This is a genomic window from Rhodoferax sp. UBA5149, from assembly GCF_002413825.1.
In the GTDB taxonomy this organism is placed as follows: Bacteria; Pseudomonadota; Gammaproteobacteria; order Burkholderiales; family Burkholderiaceae_C; genus Rhodoferax.
This window is the reverse complement of the sequence record NZ_DHXT01000043.1, coordinates 14,118-37,853: the sequence shown is the minus strand read 5'-3', so window position 1 is coordinate 37,853 and position 23,736 is coordinate 14,118. Positions and strand designations below refer to the sequence as shown.

Here is a 23,736-nt window from a genome sequence, read left to right as displayed (position 1 = left end):
GGAGTTCCCAGGCATCCTGAGCTTGCCTTACCCCCATGATGCAATACATACGCATATTTCATGCCTAAGAATTAAGTTATTGATTTGTATAAATATTTCTTTAAATATGCGCAAGCAGATCAACGAATGTAAGAAATATCGACATATTTATAGCCGCGCCAAGAGCGCTGTAACTTCAGCTTGTGCCGGGAACTTATTGCCCAGTTTGCTCAGCTCATCCAGTTCCTTCTTCGCCAAATCCTTCTTCCCGCCTTTGATATGGATTTTTGCCAGGTCGAGTTTCAACGATGAGTTCAGCGGCTGCAGCGCCAACGCTTTGTTTTGGAGTTCCACCGCCTTCGCATAGTCGCCCTTGTCAGACAGCAACATCGCCAAGGTGTCCATGAAAGCCGCCTGATTTGGCGCCAGGGTATTTGCCTTCTCGGCATAGGCGATAGCGCCCCCCCTACTTAACTTTGCGCTTACCCATGCCAGATTGTTGTACGCAACCGCGTTATTGGGTTGCAACTTGATCACTGCCGCATAATTCCTTTCGGCATTGCCGTAGTCCTTGCGCGCAATAGCGCCGTCACCCAGATAAAGCAGAAAGGCCGCATCTTTGGGGTTGTCCTTCTGCCAGGTAGATGCGAACTTGTCCGCTTCCGCTCCCTTGCCAGAGGCAAGAAAAACAGAGTGCAACTTCAACGCCAGCTCAGACGAATTCGACTGCTTCAGTCCACCACGATAAGCCGCTGCAGCGCCATCCCAGTTCTTTTGCGCGGCGTAAATATCACCTTCCAGCACGTAGCCCACTGCCTCCTTAGGCCGTTGCTTTTGCACCGTGCTCGCAGTCGTCAGCGCATCCGGAACTCTCTTCGCATCCAGGTCGAGCGCGATCAAGGCGCGTTGCGCATCCAGAAGATCCGGCTTGATCTCAAGCCCTTTGCGAAGACTTTGGGCCGCGGCTTCCTTGTTTTTTTCAGCCAAATGGACATCCGCCAAGCGCATATAAGGTTGCGGTGACAGCGGCTGCATGCTGGCCAACTTGTTATAGGTGGCAATGGCCTGGTTATATTCCCCAGACGCTTGTTGAGTGCGGCCCAACGCATCGAGCACCTCGGGACTGTTTGGCAGCGCAGCCAATGCATTTTGGGCGGCCGAAGAAGCGGCTTTGACATCCTGATTGCGCAGGTAGAAATCGATCAACAACAAACGTAAAGCCGCGTCAGTAGGGTTGACCGACACCGCATTGCCAATCAGCTTGGCAACCTCATCTTTTGCAGCCCCCGAGCTGGCCGCGATCTCAGCAAGCGCCAACAACGCCTGGCTATTTTTCGGATCTTTCGTGAGCACGGCCTCGAATCGCTTTTTTGCGTCCTCAGGCTTCTTGTCCGCCACGTCCAGCCCTGCCAGACTGGCCACTGCCGGAAAGTAAGTGGGGTCAATCGTCAAAGCACGCTCAAAGCTCTTTCTCGCACCGGCAATGTCTCGTTTGGCTAACAGTGTTCTGGCCCGCAATTGGGCTGCCAACGGCTTGTCAGGCTGCTTCTTCTCAAGACCATCGATGGCCTTCAAAGCCTTATCAAACTCTTGCCGCCGCAAGTGCGCACTAATCAGGGCCAGGTCTGCGGTCGTACCCGTGTCAGAAACCGCAATTCCCTCCAACTCTTCGAAAGCAGCGTCCGCCGGACCGGTCATCAAATGGGTCAACGCCAGGGATGTTCGCTTTCTTGCGTCCGCAGGCGCCTGCTGGCTGGCCTTCGTAAAGTATTCCTCTGCCTTCTTGACATCGCCATTTTGCAGATAAACCTCGCCGGCCACCGAAATCAACTCGGGATCGACGTTCTCTCGGTTCAGGCCCGGGAGCAAGGTCGCCATCGCCTTGGCCGGTTGCCCTGAGCGCAGATAGGTCACGATCAGCAAGCGACGGGCTAACGCCAGCTTGGGTGCGGCTTGCACGGCCTTGCTCAAAAAGCCTTCCGCCTGCAGCAGTGAATTGAGTTGAAGCTCCACTGCCCCGGCCAACTGCAATCCCTGAATGTTCGTTGGGGAAGCTTTCAGAACCTGCTGCACCAGATCTCTGGCCAATTTGAAATCTTTCTTTTGAAACGCCAGTTGGGCCTCAAGGTATTTGGTTTGTGGATGATTGGCAGCAAATTTTTTCAATTGTTCAATTTGCACTGCAGCTTCGGCTAGATTGCCTTGTTGCAGCAACATCGTTGTCACGGCTGCATGGCCCGCCAGAAAATCTGGCTTGATTTCAACCGCTTTGCGATAGGCCGCCAATGCATCACTGACATTATTTTTCGCAAACAGCAATATGTCACCCTTGAGTTTCCAGGCGTCATAGCTCTGGGGAGACTTTGCAATCACTTCATCTACCGTCGCTAGCGCGCCATCAAAGTCTCGCCGTCCGGCCTTCTGTCGGGCCTGCATGATCAGGGCCGGCGCATAGCCAGGCACAGCCAGCAAGGCAGCGTTCAAGGCCGCCTGTGAAAGCTCAGTATTCGCCTGCATGGCATAGGCAGAGGCAAGCGACATCTGGAGACTGGCTTTGGCGGCGCTTTGGCTCAATTCAATTTTGGCAAATTCATCCGTCAGTTTCCTAGCTTGCCCTTGCGCGAGAAGGGCTTTGGCCAATTGTGGAACCACCGCATCTTGCGGGTGTTTCAGGTCAAGCGCTTTGCGCAGCTCAGTTTCCGCGCCAACCGGGTCTCCACCATCCAGAAGCGCGTTACCCAACAAAAAGCGTGCCTCGGGTAGGTTCGGATTGCTCTGCAACGCATTCTTGATCTGAATGATCGCAGCCTTGCTATTGTTCTTCGCTAAATAGTCTTTGGCCGAGACCAGCATGGCTTCCGGCTTGTCGCCACAAGCGACCAGCAGCAATGACACCAGCAAAGCCGACAGGGTCATGCGAGTTTTTGATTTTTTGGAGTTCATATCTGTACCCTGAGAATAAATATCGGGCTGAAGCAAACTACTTCAAAGCCAGCCGGTGCATCAAATCGTATAGCGTGGGCCGACTCACCCCAAGCAATTCAGCCGCCTTGACCATATTTCCGTTGACGCGACCCAAGGCCGCAATAATTGCCCGTTTTTCGGCGTTGTCACGAATCAGGCGCAGATCCAGTGAACCGTCAACTTCATCCAAGGCCGTATTTTTCAAACCCAGATCTTCGCAAGAAATCTGGCTACCTTCCGCCATGATGGTGGCGCGTTTGATGCAATTTTCCAACTCGCGAATGTTGCCTGGCCACGGGTGCAATTCAACCGCCCTGACAGCGTCTTCGCTGAGCGTCATGGAAGATCGATTTTGCTCTTGTCCAAAACGCCGGACAAAGGCATGCGCCAGTAACGCCGCATCGCCCACGCGGGCACGCAGCGGCGGAATGTTGACGACAATCTCAGCCAGTCGGTAATACAAATCCTCGCGAAACCGGCCTTCCTTGCTCAACGCATTCAAATCCTGATGGGTGGCACAAACGATCCGGACGTCCACCGGTATTTCTTGCCGACCACCCACGCGCTCGATGACTCTTTCCTGCAAGAACCGCAACAGTTTGGCCTGCAATGAAAAGGGTAAATCCCCAATCTCGTCAAGCATCAAGGTTCCACCATTGGCCGTTTCGATCTTGCCCAGCGTCATTTTCGCCGCACCGGTGAAAGCACCTTTTTCAAAACCAAATAGCTCACTCTCCAGCAGATTCTCCGGGATGGCGGCGCAGTTGATGGCAACAAATTTGCCAGCCCGCCGGGGTGACGCCTGATGCAGGCCACGCGCCAGCACTTCCTTCCCCGTTCCACTTTCGCCCAGCAGCATGACCGTGGCGTTGCTGCTTGCCACTTTTTCAATCGTGCGGCAGATGCGCAATACCTCCGGGTCACGCGTCATCAACCCCGACAAGGCATCCGGTTGATACAGCGAGTGCAGCCGCCGATTTTCGCTTTGCAGTTCGAACAACCTGAAGGCGCGTTCAACGGTCAGGTTGAGCAACTCGGGCTCGAACGGCTTTGCGAAAAAATCATAAGCACCCATGGCCACGGCACGCAAAGCATTGGCCTGATCGTTCTGTCCCGTCAGAACAATCACCTTGATGTCCGGGTCGAAAGCAATCATTTGCTCAAGCAGTCTGAATCCTTCGGACACCGAGTCCGCGTCAGGCGGCAGTCCCAAGTCCATCGTCACCACCGCAGGTGTGCTTTTGCGCAATTGCAGCAAGGCGCTTTCCCGGTCATGGGCTGTCACCGAGTCAAACCGGTCGAGCGACCACTTGATCTGCTTTTGCAGGGCCAGATCGTCTTCAACGATCAGCAACGAACGTGTTCTTTCGGATGTCATGTGGCTTCCAGCGAGTGAAGGTCTGATTCCTTCTGATTTTCAAACAAGGGCAAGAGCATTTTGACGGTGGTTCCTTTGTTGAGTTCGCTGTCAACCTCAATTCGCCCTCCCAATTCCTGCACATACTGGAAGCTTTCATAGGCACCAATGCCCATCCCGGCCTGCTTCGTGGTCTGAAAGGGCTTGAACAGGCGATCCCGAATGAAATCCTGAGACATGCCCTGGCCCGTGTCACCCACCACAATTCTGGCCTGCCCGCTTGAACGATCAAGATTGAGCCAGACGCGCCCAGAAGGATCCGTGGCATCAAAAGCATTCTGCACCACGTGTCCAATGATCCGCTCCAATCGTTCCTCATGGCCGCGCGTAACGACCGACTCCAACAACTGAACCTCAAGCGTTCTGCCCCGCCCTGCTGCGACGGCCTCAATGCGTTGAATGATTCCACCCAAGTTCACACCAAATGCCGTCCCTGGCGGCGTGGCCCCCTCGCGTAACTGGAGCATCAACTGGCGCATTCGGTCCAGTGAATTCTCAACCGTCATCAACATGTCTTGTTGAAATTCCGGGTTGTCGCCCAGGCGTTTGGCGTTTTTCATCATCAGCGAGAGCTGCGTCACAATGTTTTTCAAATCGTGCACCACAAAGGCCGACATCCGATTGAATGCATCAAACTTGCGCACCTCCAGCAGTGCCTCGGTGGCCTGCATCTGTGCCAAAAAGCTGGCCGCCTGCTGACCCGCCGTTTTCAACAAGTCATTGACCTCCCAATTCACGTCCACACGCGTGCGCGCACTGGCCAGCACACAGAAGCCGATCAGTTCCTCCCCCACCATAAGCGGCACGACCAGCCACGCCTGCGCCAGCTCCTGCAACCACGTCGGTAGTTTCAATTGCCCATAGCGCCGGGAATAGGAGCGGTACTCCTCCAGGTTGATAACCCAACCGCTGGTCATCATGAACTGACACAGAGGCGAATTGGCATCTTCTTTTTCCAGCGTTTGTGCCAGATTCCAGCGAGCCGTTTGACTGAATGCAGTCTCTCCTTTGGTCTTCATCCACAGTCCCCCTGCCGGACTCTCCAGCATGTCCGCCAAGCCACGAATCACCTGCTGTCCCATTTCCTGCGGGGAATTTTTGGCCGACAAGGTGCGCGTGAACTTCAACCATTCCTCACGGTAATCAAAGCGGTAGCGGAAAAAGTGCTTACCCAAAAACACGCGAAGCTTGGCACGCACGGAGCCAGACAGCCCCAGAACCACCAGAATCACCAGCGCAAAAAATACCAAGCCCAACTGAAGTGCCCGCCCCCATTCGCCTCCAAAATAGCGAACGTAGTAACCGACCCCCGATATGAATATCAAATAGATGCCCGCGATCAACAGTGTTGCCGAATGAAAGGCCGCCCTGGGCGAAAGACGGATGGTTGATATCCAGTCGCTACGCCGGGTAATCGAAAGCAACAACAGCGGGGCGATTAAGGTATGCACCGCCCCACGGATGCTGAGGGCATCTGCGTCGAAGCGGTTGAACAGAACGGCCTGTGAAAACAAATACAAGTCAAATAAAAACGCACCGGCCAGGCCAAGGCACAAGGGTTTGATGTTCCAGCGCGAATCTTCCGCGACATTTCGGAACACCTGCTCAAGCAAGACCATGGCAAGAACCGATGAAGCCATCGAACTGAACAGGATCAATCTTGAGGTGTCGCCCAAAACACTGATACGTAGCGCGGCGAAAGAAAGCGCCAGCAGTCCAAAAAACACCACGGCAACAGCAACAGGAGCCATCCAAGCCATGCCGGCGGGCGCTCCGTGCGTCCGATTCGGTCGCAACAAAACTAACAAAAGGGCATACCAGCAACCGTACCGAAGCAGATCAGACAAGGTGCTGAACCATAAAAATAATGGCTTTCCAGTAAATAGCAGCGCCAGTCCAAACCACCCCCACAGGGCAGTCCACGTCACCGCCGCGAGCACCGTGGTTTTGGACAACTCACGCGCGGAGCGCAAATAGCCGAGTTGGAGTAGCCGCAACGCAAAAGCCGAATAGGCCAATCCCACCAAGCCATAACCCCACGCGCTCAAGACAAGATTACCGCTATCCATGGATCAACAACTGCGGCATTGGCGTCTCCCCACGACCGAAGTGAAAACCATATTACTGCGCACCCTTGCCCATCACGACAACACCTACAGTTTCAAAAAGAACGACAAGGTCAAGAAACAGGGTGTGGTTTTTGACATAGTAGAGGTCATACTGAAGTTTTTCAGCCGAATCCTCGACAGAAGCCCCATAGTGGTATCGAACTTGCGCCCACCCCGTGACGCCTGGCTTGACACTCTGGCGCACCGCGTAATACGGAAGTTCTTGCGTTAGCTTGTCCACAAAATAAGGCCGCTCTGGACGCGGCCCGACCAAACTCATATCGCCACCCAGCACGCTGAACAGCTGCGGCAACTCATCAATTCGGAGTTTGCGGATTACCCGGCCAACCCGCGTGACGCGGTCGTCAGTCGCCGACGCCCAACGTGGTTTTCCGTCTTTTTCGGCATCGGTGCGCATGCTGCGAAATTTCACCACATTGAAGAGTCGTCCGTTCAAACCCACGCGCTCCTGCAGGTACAAAACGGGCCCCCCACTCTCCAGAAAAATCAAAATCCCAGTCAACAACATGATGGGCAATGCCAACACGATCAATATCGTCCCACACACAATGTCAAAAAGGCGTTTGACCATGGTGCGAACCAGCCCTTGTTCAAATCCGTCACCAAAAATAAGCCAGCCCGCAGACACTGAGTCACGCCTGATCTGTCCCAATGTTTTTTCAAAATGGGTTGCAATGTCGACTACCCGCACACCCTGAAGCTTGCAATCCAGCAATTCACGCAAAGGCATACTGCCGCCGCGACGCTCGGACAATGCGACCACGATCTCATCAACCTGCTCTTCCAGCACAATATCAGTCAGCGACTTTTCGCGTGACAAAAGCCCCCATGCGGAGACCTCGGTCACGGTCTCATTAGGGCTGGCGTAATACCCTACCAAGTCAACGTTGGGATCTGAATTTTTCAGTATTTTACCAACCAGTTTGGCACGCGCACCCGAACCAAAGACCAATACACGTTGCCGCATCCGGGCCCTTGGCGTGGCGTGGGTCACATAAATCCTGTGCATCAGCATAACGATCACCGCAGCCACCAATGCCAACGTAAAAACCCGTTCATCCGTCAACCTGAGAGGCGAAAGATGAAAAATCCCGTAGGCTAAGGGCAACGAAAGGCACAACGACAGCACGGCGCGCGCACGCGTCTGCCCCAGCGTGCAACTATGTACGCGCTGGTAAAAACCGAGACTCGCATTGATGACCACGATGGCACCGGCCAACAAGACAGCCATGGTCACAACCATGGACGAGACTGAAGCCGGATCTGCCACCTGGGACAGAACAGATACCACCACGGCAGCGACCACCAAGCCAAGATCAAAAAAGATTTGTAAAAGCGTACGCTTATGAAAATAATGATTGAATATTTTTATCACGTTCAAGCTCCACTTTCCCCACTCAAGATCGAGTCTGCCTTGACCAGCTCTTAAGCGCTTGATTTTTCTCAAGCAATCGAGAAAAAACCATCCTAGGCTTTGTGCTGGAAATCAAGCTATTAGACCTTGATTTTCGGCAGATTTTGACATCCCACTTCTTGCGCTGTTTGAATCGAAAACAGTGTCAAAAAATAAAGCAGAAACGCCACTCTAGGCACATCCATCAAACTACTCACCAGCCCCACCAGCAACGCCGCGCACAGTGAAGCGGCCAGGTAGGGGGACAATGCGAGCGCCCGGGCGCGCCCGAACACCAGATGCCATAGCGCATACGCCATCAGCGCGGCAAAAAGCAGCAAACCGGCCACCCCGCGTTCAAACAGCACTTCCAGAAACAAGTTATCCATATGCCACGGCAAAAAATAGGCCTGTGCGGCCGGGAACCAGTGCACCAGTCCCTTGGAGAAGTCACCATTCTCAAGCAATGACTCACGACGCGGCCCGATCAGCCGCACGTTGTCGAAATCAGCAACCCCGCCCGCGTTAACCACCGACAGCGACAACATGCCCAAGCGGGGTGCATGCCAGAAGCCACCCGCCAACGTCGAACCTTTGAGCGGCAATACAAAGGTGCGCCACGACGTCGTGCCCGCCGTTTTGTCCGCGACAACGCGAATGAAGACCGACTGGCAATTACGGTCATAGAGCAAATGCCTTTCGCACAGCTCCAGGTAAATATCGGCATCCTTCTGCACCCGAATATCCAGACTAACCCTATGTCTTCCCTTCGACACCTGACCCACCCGTTGCGTCAAGGCAAACTGCCCCCCCAATATTTTCATGGTGTTAGGCCCGCGCATAGTCAAAAAACCGTTTACGCCGCCGCCCGGCACCGACTCATCGCGCAACTTCACATCACCCGAAAATTCACCTTGAGGAACATGCGCCGCGTAATTTGCCGGGAAACGTCCCAGGCCCTTTCCCAGCAGCCAGTCGGCCGGGCCATCCAGCAAATCAAGGCCATGCTGCCAATGCGCAACGCGGCTACCGAAGTCACGATCCGTGCTGGCCAGGCGCTCCATCATGAACGAACCGCCACCGAGCACCGCCACCAACTCTGCCGTCAGTGCCAGCATCAGCATCAGGCCGGCCTTCGCACGCCAGCCCTCGGGTCGGTAGCGTCGCCCTACATGCCCCCAAAAAGCCCGCGCGTTGAAGTCAGCCTTTTGGGCCCAGAGCAACACGCCCAGCAGTGCCAACGGCGCCGCAAGGGCAAGATAGACACCACGTGCAAAGGTCGTCAAGCAAGCATAGCCCGTCAGCAAAGCGAGCGCGGCGGCGGTGGCCCAGACCACGGGGCGACGCGCAGAAAACAAAGCCCATGCGACAAAAGGTGCCGTCAAAACCAGGTAGCCGTCAATCGCCGCGCCCCCCACATGCATCTCCCAAAACAGGGCGACCGTGCGGTAGTTCGTAGAAAAATCCAGTAGCCCGGGAAATGCCGCGCGCTCCCATAAAACCGCCAGCGTGACCACGGTCAGCCCCGCCACCATGCCGGTCGCCAGACGCTGACCCGCCAGCGCTCTGGAATTGCCAATTTCCTGCTGCAGCAAGGGAATGAAAAGCATCGAAAAACCCAGACTCTTGAACACGCGCAAACTGTTCAGCGCATCGACATACCCGGCAAACCAGTCAAAGGCAAAGCCACCTGCATCCAAAAATCCACGGTACAGGGCTAACAGACCCGAGCCCCCCATCAGAGCCAACAGCCCCAACAAAACCGCTGGCATTCTGGTCTGCGCGCCGGCACGGGACGACCAAGCCAAACGGCCATAACCGCCCGCCAACGCCCCCAGTAACAGGAGGTCAAACTCCTCAAAAACGAGCCAACCCGTCCACGGTGAAAAATTCAGAAACGGCAGGCAGGCGGGCACCACAAAAAGCCAGATACCCGGACGCCACACCACCATGACGCACCATAGCCCAAAGACCGCGAACGCCGCGATGGGCCACAAAGGGTGGTGCCACGCCAGCGCCACTCCTGCAGAGAAGCTGCCCAGGGCCACGAGCAGCCAAGTTGGATTCTTCAGGGGACTGCCCCTAAACAAGAACTTCGAGGCAAACTGGATGCCCCAAAAACCCCTGCGGACTGGCACTTGCACCGTAGGCGCCCGACTGGAACACCACCACCAAATCACCGACCTGCGCCACGGGTAAGGTCATGCGGTCAGCCAGCAGGTCCAGCGGGGTACACAACGGCCCGACCACAGACGAAGTTTCTTTGTCCAGCGAATCGGCCTGGCTGCCAATCGTGACAGGATAGTTTTTCCGCACCACCTGTCCAAAGTTACCGGACGCAGACAAATGGTGATGCAGTCCGCCGTCGGTCACCAAATACACTTGTCCGCGCGAGATCTTGCGGTCCACAATACGCGCCACGTAAACACCGGCCTCACCCACCAGGTAACGGCCCAGTTCGATCACCAACGAAGCTTCGGGCAGTTCAGTTTGGGCACGTTGGACGAGCCGAGCCAAGTTGTCTCCAATGGACGCCAGATCAAGTCTTTGTTCACCCGGAAAGTAGGGGATACCAAAACCACCCCCCAAATTCAGGAAGCGCACCGGCATTGGCGCGTCCTGTGCCAGCCGCACGGCCAGTTCGTAGGATTTTTGTTGCGCTTCGCAGATGGATTCTGACCGCAAATTCTGTGAACCGGCGAACAAATGAAAACCTTCAAAGGCCAGACCGGCGCGGCCGATGTCCGCCAGCAGCGCAGGCATCTGCTCCACATCGACGCCAAACTGCTTCGGGCCCCCGCCCATTTTCATGCCCGAACCTTTGAGTTCAAAGTCCGGGTTGACGCGCACCGCCACCCGGGCCCGCAGGCCCAGTTCGCTGGAGATCGCCTCCAGTGCCACGACTTCGCGAAACGATTCAACATTGATCAGCACGCCGGACGCCACCGCCTGGCGCAACTCGGCGTCGCGCTTGCCAGGCCCGGCAAAGCTGACTTCCAGCGGGTTGGCACCGGCATCCAGTGCGACCTTCAACTCGCCCGCGGAGGCCACGTCAATCCCATCCACCAAACTGACCATCAAGCCGACAAGCGCTGGCATCGGGTTGGCCTTCATCGCGTAGTGAAGCTTCACCCGGGCAGGCAGCACCTGGCGCAACTCGGCCACCCGTGCGCGCAAGAGCGAGCGGTCGTAGGCATAAAAAGGCGTTTGCCCCACTCTGGCGGCAAGCAATGACAAACGCTCACCACCGACCACCAGTTCTCCATCGCTGACGGAGAACTGGTTCATGGGGGCATGCACAGGCAATTGGCGTTCAGTAACTGACATAAATTTGATTCGGCTTTGAAGTTCAGGTCAGGGCCATGCGGCTAAGGTGCATGGCGCTCCAACCACTCGGTTGACAGTAATTTCCGGTCGATTTTGCCATTGGGATTGCGCGGTAGCGGCCCTGCGACGACCTCAATGCCTGCTGGCACCATGTAGGCGGGCATCCGGGTGCGGCATTCAGACATCAAGACATTTAGGTCTGTAGCCCGCGTAGAACCTGAGGGAGTAGCTATCACATGTATAGCATGACCGAGCGTGGGATGATCCACGCCAAAAGCCACGCACTCTCCTACCAGTTGAGTGGCGTACAAAATTTCTTCCACTTCGGTGGGACTCACCCGGTAACCGGATGTTTTCATCATTTCATCGCGTCGGCCGATGAAGTACAAAAACCCGTCGGCATCCATGCGCACCGTGTCGCCCGAAAAAACCGCGTACTCGGGCAGCTGCAAGCCCGACTGCCGCCCCGGCGCGTCTGACGCCAATAACTTGTAGCGCTCCGCCGTCTTGTCGGCATCGTTCCAGTAACCCATGCCGACCAGCGCGCCGCGGTGCACCAGCTCACCAGGCTCTTCCGGACTGCACGGGGAGCCATCCTCCCGCAGCACCAAAATTTCAGCATTCGGAATGGCCTTGCCGATCGAATCGGGGCGCCGGTCAACTTCGTCCGGCGGCAGGTAGGTTGATCGAAAAGCTTCGGTCAGACCATACATCAGGAATGGTTTGGCTTTGGGCACCCGCTGGCGCAAGGAGGTGAGCGTTTCACGTGGCATGCGTCCGCCGGTGTTGGCGAAATAGCGCAAATTCCCGTTGATAGACGCGGGCCACTCCAGTTGTGTCAACTGGATGTAGAGGGGTGGCACGGCGGTCAGACCGGTCACTTTTTCCCGCTCCATGGCCTTGAGCACATCGCGCGGCATCAGGTAGTTCAGCAACACCACCCGCGCACCCGCATGAAATGCCGTCGTCAGCTGGCTGAAGCCCGCATCAAACGACAAAGGCAGCGCCGCCAGCAGCACGTCTTCGGGCTTGTTCTCCAGGTAAGACGCCACGCTCTTGGCACCCGCTACCATGTTGCGGTGCGACAGCACCACGCCTTTGGGCCTGCCGGTGCTGCCCGAGGTGTAAAGAATGGCCACCATGTCGACGTCAATCACGCGGTGCCCAGGCCGGGCCGGGCTGTTGAGCAAGTCACGCCAGGAGACCAAGGCCAACGGGCCGGGCAGGGTGAAGTCGGCTGGGGTTGAAGGAGCCACAGCATCGGTCACCACCACATGGCGCAGGTCATGGCACTCAGCCAGCACCTCCTTCATCAAGGCCAGACGCTCCGGCGACGTCACCAGCACGCGCACATTGCAGTCGCGCAAAATAAATGCCACCTGCTCCGGTTTCAGCAGCGGGTTGACTGGCACAAACACCGCCCCGGCCGCCGGGGCGCCAAAACTGGCGATGACAGTTTCGAAACGTTTTTCAAGATAAATGGCGACCCGCTCACCGCGAGCCAGGCCCAGGCCCAACAAGCCAGCGGCAAACTGGCTGACGCTGGTGCTGAGCTCTGCGTAACTCAAATGTGAGGTGCCACTGGTCAGTGCAATCGCCTGCGGCGTGCGCTGGGCCGCCAGGGTTATCAGTTCGGGTAGGAGTGTGGATTCGGTCATAGAAATTCAAGAAAAAATCATGCCAATTGAGAAAAACCATGCGGACACAAGACATCACACAACCCGCACGCGCTTTTGAACCCTAGAATAATCCTGATCGGCGAAATTGCCTCCCAGGGAGATTTAATTGAACATATCACAAGAAGTACTTCGCGTTGTTGACGAAGTTCTAAGTCTGAAGGGGCGCACGGCCACCTTCACGCGCGACACCCCGTTGTTGGGCGCCATCCCGGAGCTGGATTCAATGGCCGTCGTGACGCTCATCACCACCCTCGAAGAACAGTTTGGCCTGGTGGTTGACGATGACGACATCGATGGATCAACCTTTGCCACGGTGGGCTCGCTGACTGACTTTGTCAGCAGCAAACTGGCTACTTAACACGGCCCGCCTGTGCAGCCGGAGGCTTTTTTTCTGCCTGCCGGGGCGGCGCAGACCACTCAAAACGACCAGCGTTTTTGCCTGTTTTACCCGGCTGAATGTGGCGCGAGTGGCGGTGCAGCCCGCGGCTTGGTGCTGTACATCCACCCCTTTGCCGAAGAGATGAATAAGGCCCGCCACATGGCGGCCTTGCAGGCGCGTGCGCTGGCTCGGGCGGGTTACGCGGTGCTGCAGATGGACCTGCTCGGTTGTGGCGACAGTTCGGGCGACTTTGGCGACGCCAGCTGGCAAAGCTGGGTGAGCGACGTGCTGCAAGGCTGCCATTGGCTGCGCAAGCAAAGCAACACACCTGGCGCGGATTCGGGCCAACTGCCGCTGTGGCTGTGGGGCCTGCGCGGTGGCTGCCTGCTGGCGGTGGAGGCGGCCAGGCAGCTTGGCGCGCCCTGCAACTTTCTGTTCTGGCAGCCGCCCGCTGCCGGCAAGCCGCTGCTGCAACAGTTCTTGCGCCTCAAAGTGGCGGGCGACCTGCTGGGCGGCCAGGCCAAGGGCGTCATGGAAGGCATGCGCCAGCAGCTGGCCAATGGCTCACCGGTAGAAATTGCGGGCTACCTGCTTTCACCTGGACTTGCATCTGGCCTGGAGCAAGCGGCTCTGGTGCCACCTGCCGCCCGAGGCCCGACACAGCGACTGGAATGGTTCGAACTGTCCACGCGCGAGGATGCAGGCTTGAGCCCAGTCTCGACCCAAACCATCACCCAGTGGCAGCAAGCGGGTTACAGGGTTGGCAGCCACATCGTGCATGGTCCGGCGTTCTGGCAAACCACCGAAATGGAAGATGCTCCGGCCTTGATTACCGCCACCACGGCCGCCGTCTGTAACGATTGAAAAATTGGCACACCTCACTGTGATGCCTAATGAGGGAGCAAAAAAAAGTGCCAATGAAATCGAATCAGCCTGATCGTCATTCACTCGAAAAGGTGCCGATGTTGCTGCAACTGGCGGCGCGCCTGCACACAGCGCGCGCCAATCCGGATGTCTGGCGCGAAACCCTGCTGGCCTTTCAAGATTGCACGCCGTGCCATGGCGTGCTCGATCTGGCGCCTGACGCGCCACTGGGCCCTGACGATCTGGCGGCGCTGGCGGGGTGCCTGACACACTGCGCCAACTACGGCGATGAATGTGGTGACGACGCGTCGCTCAATGGCGCCCTCTGCGCGGCATTCGCGGCGCACATGCACACTGCGGCGGCGGCGGCCCACAAGACGCTGCAGGCCGGGCTGTTTGATCAGCTGCCACCCACCTGGATCGTTGACCGCAATGCCCAGGTGCGCGAGGCCAACACGGCGGCCAAGGCGCTAACCCAGTCTGGCGAGCGCGTCAGCCTGGTGGGTACGCGGCTGGAGCTGGCGGGCCCGGGTGGGGCCCGCGCGTTGCTCAAGGCACTAGCCAAAGCGGGTGCACGCACGCGACTTCCCTGGACCGACGGCAACGGCAGGCGCGTGAGCTTTATGTTGCGGGCGCTGTCCGATGCCACGCACATCGCCGTCACCGCGCTGCTGGACGCGCCGGACCCGATGGAACTCGCCCTGGCGTTGGCCGAACAACTGCGACTGACACCACGCCAAAGCGAACTTGCCGCCCATTTGCTGGCGGACCAGACTCTGGCAGGTGCCGCACGGGCGATGGGCATCTCGCGCCACACGGCCAATGAGCATTTGGCAGCGTTGGAACAGCGCACCGGCGTACCCGATCGCAGAGGCTTGCTGGTCGTACTGCGCCGCGTCACGCAGCGCTAAGGGCGCGTCCCAGCAGGCCCATTTCGGCCAAATTGTCGGGATTTTTTACACTTGCGCGCCGAAGGTTGAGAAATGCCACCCCCCGCATTGTGTTGGGTGTCTCGGCTGAAATCGCGTCAAAAATTCCGCTGGAATTGCCTGCATTGGAGATCATGCGATTCTTGGAGGGCCGATTGACGGATTACTGGAATTTGTCACCCGCCAATGTGTGGGGATTGCAAGGCTGACAGGTGGATACCGAGGGCGACGGTCGGCGGCTAAAAAATGGTGAATTTCACAAATTAATTCAATGAAAACAATGACTTGCAGATTTTCCTGAATATGTGGCACACATCGTGCAACATTTTGTTACGGCACCCCTATTTTTTGGGTAACCCATACCAGGAGACCTCAATGTTTCGATCATCATGTATTACTGTCGCGCTGCTGACCGCCGCGCTCTCCGGCACCGTCATCGCTGCGCCGTTGCTCGTGGATCGGGGTTTGCCGACGGCCAACTTGAACAACGTCGCCGGCTCCAACCGCTCCAATGTTGCTTGGGCATTTTCGGCATACACGTCGCCTGACTACTGGTTGGTTGGCGATACTTTTACAAATACAAGCTTGCAAACATGGAACATCGACTTGATTCGGCTGTGGACGGTAGGCAAAACTGACACGACGGTTCTTCGGGGTGGCGTTGATGGTTCAACCATTGGCGTCATATCGGACGCAACTTACGCGGATCCAAGCTCAAGCCTGTACCAAGGCAGCTCTGGCTCGATGATTGCCATGCACCAGATCGATTTTGCCGTCAATATTACATTGGGAGCCGGCCAAACTTATGACTTCTTCCTTGATGGAACTGGTTCTGCCGCCTCTGGGCAAGGTACCTCTGTTCCATTTGTTCATGCGTCCAACGCCGCATTGAGTGGATCGCCGCAAGATGGGGCAGACAACCTGATGCTTTTCGCAAATGTTCTTGGTGGTGTAGTCGACCCGCTCAGTGTCGGGGCGTGGAGTTCGAGCGACCCAGGTGGAGGCTGGGACAAGTCCTCAGACGTGAATGTACAGGTGTTCGGCAATGCCATTCCCGAACCCGCCTCCCTCGCCCTCTTCGGCCTGGCCCTTGCCGCTCTGGCCGTATCCCGTCGACGCAAGGTCTGAGCTTCGGCCTCGCCGTGAAAAGGCCCGCCATTGCGGGCCTTTTTTCAAGGTGCTCCCTGCGGGGGTGCAAGTCCTCTCTGCTGGACCCAACCAACTCCTGGTTCGCCTTGCAAAAAGAGAAGGACGTTTGATGCGTCAAGTGCGGTTGCCTGACAATCTGCCGTTATCGAATTGGGTACACAAATGGCCAAAACCCGAATTGGTTCTAACATTCGGCATCAATTTCTATAAGGCCTCGCCCTAAAATTTTCCGACATGACCTACACCGAAGAGACCACCCTCTTCGCCTGCGAAGGCGACACCTTGCTGGGCATTCTGGCCAAACCTGAAATACCGTCAGAGGTCGGTGTGGTCGTGATCGTGGGTGGACCACAGTACCGGGTCGGCAGCCACCGGCAGTTTGTACTGTTGTCGCGCACGCTGGCCGCGGCTGGCTACGCGGTGCTGCGCTTTGACTACCGGGGCATGGGTGACAGCGAAGGTGAACCGCGAAATTTTGAAGCGGTGAGCGCCGACATTGCCGCCGCCATTGACGCACTGCAACAGCGCCTGCCCGCCATCAAACAAATGGTGCTTTGGGGCCTGTGTGACGGCGCCTCGGCCGCCCTGCTCTACTGCCACGAAACCCATGACCCGCGCGTCAGTGGCCTGTGCCTGTTGAACCCGTGGGTGCGCTCCGAGACCAGCCTGGCGCGCACCCAGGTCAAGCACTACTACACCCGGAGATTGAGGCAAAAAGAGTTTTGGACCAAGCTGCTTCACGGGGGAGTCACTTTGCAAGCCCTGCCTGGCCTGATGCAAACTATTCGAGTCGCGTTGACAGGTGCGCGGCATTCCGGAGCAACGACATCTCTCATGCCCTTTCAGCATCGCATGGCGGCCGCTTGGGATGCCTTCAATGGCAATATTTTGCTACTCCTGAGTGGCGACGACTACACGGCCAAAGAATTTCTGGAGTACGTGCACACGGACGCCGCCTGGACCAACGCATTAACGCATCCGCGTTTGGTTCGCCATGAGTTGCAGGATGCGGACCACACATTTTCCAGCCTGGCCTCTCGCACCAAGGCAGAAGAATTGACGCTGACAAAAAGTCTGCAACAACCCGACCAGAGAGCTTGAACCTCAAGACTCTGGTGGTCCTTTCGGGCCTATGTGCAGTTTTGGACGCCCCCCGAAAGCAATGAATGGGCGTTGGCTGGACAGCATCCATTGATACGGCCCCAGCCGCAAAAACAGTGCGCGCCCACAGTCTTTTGCCCCCAAACTGCGGTGCGATGCAATAGAGCGCTGATTAAACGCATTGATTCGGCTCACGGTATAACGTATACCTTGCGGCTTGAGCAACGCATCAAAAGCATCCCATTGCTTGGCAAAGAGGAAACCCAGACGCTCCGACTCGGCCACAAAAACATCAAAATCCCAGACACAGCGCCCGTCGTTCTGCAGCAAATAATCGACACGTACTTCATCTTCAACGTAAGCACCGCGAATGAACCAGATGCAGCCCACCAGCAGGTCATTTTTGGTCGCAACCAGGCACTGGGCGCCCTGGATAAAGCGCTGGTTTATCACCGCCGGTGGACGATCCAAGCGATTCAAAACAGGCGCGGGGCCTTGTAGCAGCCGAAATGTGAATGACTTGCCGCGCATCGGCGGCAGGCGGGGCTGATCGGCCAAAGGTTGAGCGACGAAGAGGTAGTAGCAAAGACCGCATGTGCTGCTGATTCGACGCAATAGACGATCCAATAAATACAAAAATGCGGTGGAGATGCCCAATTCGCGAACCAGAAAATTCAGGCGTTGCCAAACGGAGAGACTCATTGTTTAACGAGTTCCTTGACGATTATCACTTTGGCAGATTGCTTTCATCAGTAGGCTATGGTAGCTTGAAAGTCTGTATGCCCAGGATTCAGGGCGTGGCCCGTAAACGCTCGCCCACGGCCAGCCCCATACACTTGCAAGATGGTCCAATTACTCAACCAAGGGGAGCCACCTTTGATGCATTTCAATCCCAGTCAAAGATTCGTCTGCCAGTTGATCGGCTTGTCAATAGCCATTTTTGGCGTTATGCCGGGGTACGCCCAAACAGGCGATTTGGCTTGCGGGTCTCTCGCCAATGGCTATGGCCCGTACGATTACCGTACTGACAAGTCCAAATTAGGTATCGTTGAGCGATACCACTTCACGCCTGCGGTCGAAACGCTGATACGGGGCAGTACCAACGTCCTTCCAGGACCTGACCTTGACTACACCCTGCGGGCCTTTCCCAACCACCATCGAGCGTTGATGTCCATGATGCGCTACGGTGAAAAAATGAAATCCCCGCAACCGCGAGGCACTGGCTACTCGGTGACGTGTTATTTTGAACGGGCCGTGCGGTTTCGCCCCGATGACACGATTGCCAGAATGCTCTACGCCACGTTTCTCTCCAAAAACTCACGCACGCCAGAAGCCATTCGACAACTTGAGTTGGCCACCGTGGAGGCCGCAGACAATGGCTTTTCACATTACAACATAGGCCTGATCTATTTCGACCTCAAGAAGTACGACAAAGCCCTGATTCAGGCCCACAAAGCCATTGCGCTTGGATTTCTTCAGTCGGCTTTACGTGACGAGTTGAAGAGCGTCGGCCAATGGCGCGAGCCGGCAGACTTGCCGCGGCCACCCGCCGCTACGGCAAGCGCACCGGTGACGTTAAAAAAATAGCCCGCATCATCCCCTCATGTCAACCGACTCGTCAATCAACCCAACCACCGCAACCCTGCGAGACGCCGCATACACCACACCGCGCCCGGATGTGGTGGCGATGGTACCAACCGGTTCGATGGAGATTCTGGACGTAGGCTGCAGCAGCGGCGCCCTGGGTCGCAGTTTGAAAATTCAGCGCCCGGATCGATTTGTTTTCGGGATTGAATTTGACGCGCTTTTCGCAAAAGAAGCGGGAACGCATCTTGATCAGGTGCTCAACGCAGACCTCAATCTGCTGAACTGGTCCGAGGCCATGGCTGGTCGCCGTTTTGACTGCATCATCTTTGCCGATGTACTGGAGCATCTGGTTGATCCGAAACGCAGCCTGCTGCAGGCACGCGAGCACCTGCAGCCCGGTGGTAGCATTATTGTCAGCCTACCCAACATTCGTCACCTGTCCGCTTTGCGCGCCATTTTTGTGAGCGGTCGTTTCCCACAAAATGAGCGCGGCATCTTTGATAGCACGCACCTGCGCTGGTTTACGGTGGGCGATGCGCAGCGACTCCTCGGGGCCTGTGGTTTCAAGACCAGCGCCATGAGCTTTGCACTGCGTTGGGGCGATCAGGGCGGTGGTCGTTGGAACAGGCTGCTCAACCGCTTGCCAACAACGATCATGCAATGGGCACCGGTACGTGAGTTTCTCACCTACCAAATGTGCTTGCGCGCCGAGGGCGCACCGTGAGTGTTCAGTGTGTCGGCTTCGTGCTGTGCTCGCCTTCATCAAGACCGCTTCCCAGCTCCCGTATTGCCGTGCTCAACATGCTGCCGTTCCTGTCGGCCGCAGGGATAGATACGCGCATACTATTTGAGCCCGCTGAGCCAACCGAAACACCGGACCTCACAGGTGTCGCCGAACGTGCGATCGAGGCGAAATGTGATGTGGTGGTTTTGCAGAAGATTCGCGGACCCGGAGCCGAAGCACTGGCGCATAAATTGGCGGCGGCGGGTGTAGGCACCGTGTACTGTGTCTGCGACCTGGTTGATGCGTCAATGGCAAGGGCCACGGATGCGACAACCGTCGTCACCGAGTATTTGAAATCGCTTTACCCGACGCAATTACAGTCGCGCATTCACGTCGTGCATGACGGTATCGAGCGGCCCGTCATGGAAAAAAAAGAATGGGGCAACAACACAGGCACTTGGCTCAATCCGTTGAAGGCGGTATTGGTGACATCGGCGACTCTTGATCATTTGCCGTTCATCGACCAACCGCCACGGTGGCTGAAAGTTGGCATTGTTGGGCGTTATGCGCGCGGCCTGCGCAGATGGCAAGAAACTCGCTGGACGTTGGCAATGCAAACACGCGACGAGCGATTTGACTACCTGCGTTTCCTGGCAAATCGCCGCATTGAATGCCTGCCCTGGGATCAAGAAGGCGTGTACAAAGAGATGCTGCAAGCGGATCTTGCTGTTATTCCAATTGACCAGCCTGCTGCTGCGCTGGACTCGACCGCATCACCGCCCTGGAAGGTCAAGTCCGAGAACAGACTCACCATGAAAATGTCCATCGGACTGCCGGTCATCGCCACGCCCATCCCATCTTACGAACCCGTGATTGAGCATGGCGTCAACGGCTTCTTCGCCCGTTCGACGCACGACTGGAAGGCCTGCCTGACAGCTTTGCGTGATCCTGAGCGGCGGCGAGAGATGGGCGTAGCCGCGCGCGCTTCGGTGACGAGAAAATATTCAATGAAGGAACAGGCAACTAAGCTAATCCGCGTGTTGAGTGAAGTCTGAACAGGTCGCCTCTGGACGGTCCCGCGCGCGGCTCACTCTGCGACCGTAAGGCTAGAACAGACGCGACCTCAGTCGATGCCATGGCTCACTCAAGCTGCTTGTCGCTTTATCTTGGACCAGATCGTCCTTAATTCCTCCTGCAACGGATGCTGAAACACCATGACTCCCACCACAAAACCGGCCACACCGCCGACGCCGCCCACCGCAAGGGGCATCACCAAACGGTCAGGATAGGGACCGTAAATCCATAAGGCGAGCACCGGTCCGATGGCCGCCGTCAAGGCAACCGCCGCACTCTTGCGCAAGGTGGTCAGCAGACCAAGTATTGGCAGGTCAATATGTCTGGACGTTGCTCGCAGCCAAAGGGCGGCGCTGACTGCTGCAGCCGCGATCATGGAAATACCCAGCACAACAAGACTTTGCAGGGCACCGAAGGCCACGAATGCGACGCTCTGAATCATTCCCAAAATGGTCACACGGGCAATGGTGGCAACCGCGCCGGATGACAGCAATGCGATTTCGCACAAAGCAGCTGGCACGCTGCAGGCCATGGCCACTGCCAGCAGACGCGTCAAGTCAACAGACTGGTCCCACTGGTTGCCATACAAGACACGCACAATGGGTTGCGCCAAGCAAATGACAGCCAAACAAAACGACCAGCCAAATGCCGTCACGTACGCAGTGGCTTTGAGGAAGGGGTCAACAACCCCCCCCCGTTCGCGCGATTGCCTGGCGAACCAGGGCAGACACACGGCCCCCACCGCATCGACAAAAAGCCGGTGAAACATCTGCACCAAGCCGTTGGAACGCGAATACAGCCCCGCAGCGGTAAGGTTTTGCAATTTTCCAAGAAAAAGCTCCGGCGCGCCGCTTGACATCACGGTGACCACGGTGCTGGCCGTGAGTTGTGAGCCAAACAGCAAAACGCGTTTAATCTCGCCCACGCCCGGCAACCATGGAAAGGACTTTGGCCGGTAATAAACTGCGATCACTGCATTGACCATGGTTGAAGCCAGTGAGCCAAAAGCCAGGCTGATGGGGCCATAGTTTTTCCAGGCCAGCCAGGTTGAAACCAGCGCCCCGCCAAGGCCTGCTGAAAAGCGCATGAGCGCGACGCTCTCAAAACGCATTTCCCGCATCAGCCACGCATAAGTCAGCGAGCCAAAAGGATTAATGGCATAGTTCAAAGCAACCACCAGCATGATGTTGCGCATGCGCGGCTCGTTGTAGAACACCGCGACGGGATAACTGGCCAGCAACACCAAACAAGCCAGACCGAGGCCCAGGCCCAATTGCACGGCCCACACGGCCCGGATGCGTTCGGTCGTGAGCTCTCTTTCCTGCACCATGTACTGGCCGGCCCCCATGTCCCGCACGGTGGCCACAAACATCAAGAGCACCATGGTGACTGAAAACACCCCGATCTCGGTGGGCGACAGCAGGCGCGCAATCACCATGGAAGACGCGACGGAAATCGCCAGACTCGCATAACGATCCAAAAAGGAAAAAAACAGCGATTTACGGGTTGACATGCGGTTCAGCGCCTACTGGCTGCAAAGCCCTGCGAAGACGTCGCCTGTGCCAGCAAGGCCGCCAGGGCTCGTGCCCGTCCATGCCGGGACGCTTGTTGAACAGCCAATGGGTGCGCGAGCACGGCTTTGCCCCGCCGCCAGTCACGCACCAGCGCAGGCAACGCATGCGCAATCTCATCCGCCGAATCAAGGCGTGCCATGTCATTCAGCCCCGCTCCGCGCAGCACGCCAGCCGTGTCGCCGTCGGGGTCAGTTAGCCCAAAAATGGGTTTCCCAGCACGCAGGTACTCGTATATCTTGGCCGGAATCTGCGCATTGCAGTTGCTGGCCTGCATGACCAACAAGCCATCGACGGCCATCATTTCTGCCAGCGCCTCGCGGTATGGAGTTGCTGGGCACAGCTCGATGAAGTCCTGCACACCATAAGCCAGTGCCAGACTTTGCAACAAGTCATCGTGCACCGATGCGCGAAAGCGGATGTGCAACTCATCCGGGCCCAGTGCACCCGCTTCTTGCAAGCGGCCAAGCGCCACAAACAATTGTGTTGGATCGCGCTCTGATGGGTAAACAATGCCGCTGTGCAGCATGACCAGCGGGCGCAGACCAAGAGCCAACTCGTCGACTCCTGGCATTGCCACCTTGGGCTGCAGCGCAGCAGACGCAAAGCTCTCTTCGTCATAACCGTTTTCCAGCACCATCATGCGGCTGGCCGCGGCCGGGTAGCGCTGCTGGTAGGCCCGTGCCGCGCCAGGCGTGGTGAACAGGCAGTAGCGCGCCAGCGCTGCGGCGTCAGCCTCTATCGCCAAGTAGCGCTGCCAAGTGAGGGGGTCAGCAGGGTACCCCTCTTGCGCCATGGGGTCACGAAAATCGGCAATCCAGGGAATACCGCTTTTGCGGTGCAGCGCTGATGCAATCACATGCGCGGTGGCGATAGGGTAGGTGGACCAGATGACATCCGGCTTGAACTCTTCAATCAGCTTGAGCCCCTGTCGGATGGCGTCAAACTTCCAGCTGATCCAGCGGTCGGGTCGCGCCATCCAGCCCAGATAGCGTCCCGCAATTTGCAGGTGACGGGCGGTGTCCAGTGCAAAGGCCCGGCGCACGACGGTGCCGGCGGGCACATCGGCCAGCAGATCGTCACTGGTTTTTTCATAAGCGCTGGGGTGGGCGCTAAGCACCAGCGGTTGCCATCCCAGTGACGGCAAATGCTGTACAAACCGCAACGTTCGTTGTATGCCACTACTGCCCGCCAGCGGCGGGAAGTGGTAGGCAATCATCAGGATTCGCTTCAAGTGGATTCCGGTCGTTGTTGCGGCGCTGGCACGCCCGCTAGAGTGGGATCGCCATCATAAATGTGAAATATCAATTGCCCGGCGAATTCGAGACAACCGAGGCGACTGATTGCGCAAGTTGACAATTTGTTCGCCTGTTCTTGATGATTCTCATATTCAGCGCGCCGTGAAGCCCCACGCGGTTGCGCATAATCCACCAACAACATAAAGAACAGCGAATCGCGCTGAACACGATC

General features: G+C 57.0%; 18 protein-coding genes. 8 read left to right on the top strand and 10 right to left on the bottom strand.

What is annotated here, in order from left to right:
- Positions 1 to 147: 147 nt before the first annotated feature.
- The 7 genes from prsT to B3V69_RS03340 form a co-directional block, all read right to left on the bottom strand.
- Positions 148 to 2,922: an XrtA/PEP-CTERM system TPR-repeat protein PrsT gene (gene prsT, locus B3V69_RS03370; protein WP_296443796.1), complete on the bottom strand. Its 2,775-nt coding sequence runs from the start codon at positions 2,920 to 2,922 to the stop codon at positions 148 to 150.
- A 37-nt stretch (positions 2,923 to 2,959) separates the two neighbouring features.
- Positions 2,960 to 4,321 carry a PEP-CTERM-box response regulator transcription factor gene (gene prsR / locus B3V69_RS03365; protein ID WP_296443794.1) on the bottom strand — a complete coding sequence of 454 codons (1,362 nt, stop codon included), beginning with the start codon at positions 4,319 to 4,321 and terminating at the stop codon, positions 2,960 to 2,962.
- Positions 4,318 to 6,429: an XrtA/PEP-CTERM system histidine kinase PrsK gene (gene prsK, locus B3V69_RS03360; RefSeq protein WP_296443791.1), complete on the bottom strand. Its 2,112-nt coding sequence runs from the start codon at positions 6,427 to 6,429 to the stop codon at positions 4,318 to 4,320. The genes prsR and prsK overlap by 4 nt, the downstream gene beginning before the upstream one ends.
- A gap of 52 nt (positions 6,430 to 6,481) precedes the next feature.
- Positions 6,482 to 7,864, bottom strand: a complete 1,383-nt coding sequence (locus B3V69_RS03355) for a TIGR03013 family XrtA/PEP-CTERM system glycosyltransferase (protein WP_296443820.1) — start codon at positions 7,862 to 7,864, stop codon at positions 6,482 to 6,484.
- 119 nt (positions 7,865 to 7,983) lie between these two features.
- Positions 7,984 to 9,972, bottom strand: coding sequence for a hypothetical protein (locus B3V69_RS03350; protein ID WP_296443788.1), 1,989 nt, complete (start codon positions 9,970 to 9,972; stop codon positions 7,984 to 7,986).
- Positions 9,965 to 11,209: a pyridoxal-dependent decarboxylase, exosortase A system-associated gene (locus B3V69_RS03345; RefSeq protein WP_296443786.1), complete on the bottom strand. Its 1,245-nt coding sequence runs from the start codon at positions 11,207 to 11,209 to the stop codon at positions 9,965 to 9,967. Before B3V69_RS03345 ends, B3V69_RS03350 begins: the two co-directional genes overlap by 8 nt.
- A 41-nt stretch (positions 11,210 to 11,250) precedes the next feature.
- Positions 11,251 to 12,867, bottom strand: a complete 1,617-nt coding sequence (locus B3V69_RS03340; protein ID WP_296443784.1) for an acyl-CoA ligase (AMP-forming), exosortase A system-associated — start codon at positions 12,865 to 12,867, stop codon at positions 11,251 to 11,253.
- A 127-nt stretch (positions 12,868 to 12,994) separates the two neighbouring features.
- On the opposite strand from B3V69_RS03340, the gene B3V69_RS03335 reads away from it, so the two are divergent.
- The 5 genes from B3V69_RS03335 to B3V69_RS03315 all read left to right on the top strand — a co-directional run bounded on the left by B3V69_RS03335 (position 12,995) and on the right by B3V69_RS03315 (position 17,310).
- Positions 12,995 to 13,246: an acyl carrier protein gene (locus B3V69_RS03335; protein ID WP_296443782.1), complete on the top strand. Its 252-nt coding sequence runs from the start codon at positions 12,995 to 12,997 to the stop codon at positions 13,244 to 13,246.
- A gap of 12 nt (positions 13,247 to 13,258) precedes the next feature.
- The gene (locus tag B3V69_RS03330; RefSeq protein ID WP_296443780.1) at positions 13,259 to 14,131 is read left to right on the top strand and encodes a hydrolase 2, exosortase A system-associated; all 873 of its coding nucleotides are present in this window, start codon (positions 13,259 to 13,261) and stop codon (positions 14,129 to 14,131) included.
- A 53-nt stretch (positions 14,132 to 14,184) separates the two neighbouring features.
- The gene (locus B3V69_RS03325; RefSeq protein WP_296443778.1) at positions 14,185 to 15,042 is read left to right on the top strand and encodes a helix-turn-helix transcriptional regulator; all 858 of its coding nucleotides are present in this window, start codon (positions 14,185 to 14,187) and stop codon (positions 15,040 to 15,042) included.
- A gap of 303 nt (positions 15,043 to 15,345) precedes the next feature.
- Positions 15,346 to 16,188 (top strand): PEP-CTERM sorting domain-containing protein, encoded by an 843-nt coding sequence (locus B3V69_RS03320; RefSeq protein WP_296443776.1) that lies wholly within the window; start codon positions 15,346 to 15,348, stop codon positions 16,186 to 16,188.
- Between the two features lie 255 nt (positions 16,189 to 16,443).
- Positions 16,444 to 17,310, top strand: a complete 867-nt coding sequence (locus B3V69_RS03315; RefSeq protein ID WP_296443774.1) for a hydrolase 1, exosortase A system-associated — start codon at positions 16,444 to 16,446, stop codon at positions 17,308 to 17,310.
- 3 nt (positions 17,311 to 17,313) lie between these two features.
- Here B3V69_RS03315 and B3V69_RS03310 read toward each other — a convergent pair whose 3' ends face one another.
- Complete coding sequence (locus B3V69_RS03310) at positions 17,314 to 18,012, bottom strand: hypothetical protein (RefSeq protein WP_296443772.1); 699 nt, start codon at positions 18,010 to 18,012, stop codon at positions 17,314 to 17,316.
- Positions 18,013 to 18,504: 492 nt separating this feature from the next.
- Here B3V69_RS03310 and B3V69_RS03305 point away from each other — a divergent pair, with 492 nt between their 5' ends.
- From B3V69_RS03305 to B3V69_RS03295, 3 genes are all read left to right on the top strand, one after another.
- Positions 18,505 to 18,897: a tetratricopeptide repeat protein gene (locus tag B3V69_RS03305; protein ID WP_296443770.1), complete on the top strand. Its 393-nt coding sequence runs from the start codon at positions 18,505 to 18,507 to the stop codon at positions 18,895 to 18,897.
- A gap of 16 nt (positions 18,898 to 18,913) precedes the next feature.
- On the top strand, positions 18,914 to 19,621 hold the full coding sequence (locus B3V69_RS03300; RefSeq protein WP_296443768.1) for a class I SAM-dependent methyltransferase: 708 nt from the start codon (positions 18,914 to 18,916) through the stop codon (positions 19,619 to 19,621).
- A 77-nt stretch (positions 19,622 to 19,698) separates the two neighbouring features.
- Positions 19,699 to 20,676: a glycosyltransferase gene (locus B3V69_RS03295; RefSeq protein ID WP_296443817.1), complete on the top strand. Its 978-nt coding sequence runs from the start codon at positions 19,699 to 19,701 to the stop codon at positions 20,674 to 20,676.
- A gap of 89 nt (positions 20,677 to 20,765) precedes the next feature.
- Here B3V69_RS03295 and B3V69_RS03290 read toward each other — a convergent pair whose 3' ends face one another.
- Together B3V69_RS03290 and B3V69_RS03285 are read right to left on the bottom strand one after the other, a co-directional pair.
- A complete protein-coding gene (locus B3V69_RS03290; RefSeq protein WP_296443767.1) occupies positions 20,766 to 22,208 on the bottom strand; it encodes an oligosaccharide flippase family protein in 1,443 nt (480 codons plus the stop codon).
- Between the two features lie 5 nt (positions 22,209 to 22,213).
- Positions 22,214 to 23,500: a glycosyltransferase gene (locus tag B3V69_RS03285; protein WP_296443765.1), complete on the bottom strand. Its 1,287-nt coding sequence runs from the start codon at positions 23,498 to 23,500 to the stop codon at positions 22,214 to 22,216.
- Positions 23,501 to 23,736: the final 236 nt, after the last annotated feature.

Excerpts from the sequence above, each read along its gene's own strand:
- prsK (WP_296443791.1), bottom strand. The coding sequence starts at position 6,429 with ATGGATAGCGGTAATCTTGTCTTGAGCGCGTGGGGTTATGGCTTGGTG.
- B3V69_RS03325 (WP_296443778.1), top strand. The coding sequence starts at position 14,185 with ATGAAATCGAATCAGCCTGATCGTCATTCACTCGAAAAGGTGCCGATG.
- prsT (WP_296443796.1), bottom strand. The coding sequence starts at position 2,922 with ATGAACTCCAAAAAATCAAAAACTCGCATGACCCTGTCGGCTTTGCTG.
- B3V69_RS03295 (WP_296443817.1), top strand. The coding sequence starts at position 19,699 with ATGCTGCCGTTCCTGTCGGCCGCAGGGATAGATACGCGCATACTATTT.
- B3V69_RS03290 (WP_296443767.1), bottom strand. The coding sequence starts at position 22,208 with ATGTCAACCCGTAAATCGCTGTTTTTTTCCTTTTTGGATCGTTATGCG.
- B3V69_RS03300 (WP_296443768.1), top strand. The coding sequence starts at position 18,914 with ATGTCAACCGACTCGTCAATCAACCCAACCACCGCAACCCTGCGAGAC.
- B3V69_RS03315 (WP_296443774.1), top strand. The coding sequence starts at position 16,444 with ATGACCTACACCGAAGAGACCACCCTCTTCGCCTGCGAAGGCGACACC.
- B3V69_RS03310 (WP_296443772.1), bottom strand. The coding sequence starts at position 18,012 with ATGAGTCTCTCCGTTTGGCAACGCCTGAATTTTCTGGTTCGCGAATTG.
- B3V69_RS03340 (WP_296443784.1), bottom strand. The coding sequence starts at position 12,867 with ATGACCGAATCCACACTCCTACCCGAACTGATAACCCTGGCGGCCCAG.
- prsR (WP_296443794.1), bottom strand. The coding sequence starts at position 4,321 with ATGACATCCGAAAGAACACGTTCGTTGCTGATCGTTGAAGACGATCTG.
- B3V69_RS03345 (WP_296443786.1), bottom strand. The coding sequence starts at position 11,209 with ATGTCAGTTACTGAACGCCAATTGCCTGTGCATGCCCCCATGAACCAG.
- B3V69_RS03305 (WP_296443770.1), top strand. The coding sequence starts at position 18,505 with ATGAAATCCCCGCAACCGCGAGGCACTGGCTACTCGGTGACGTGTTAT.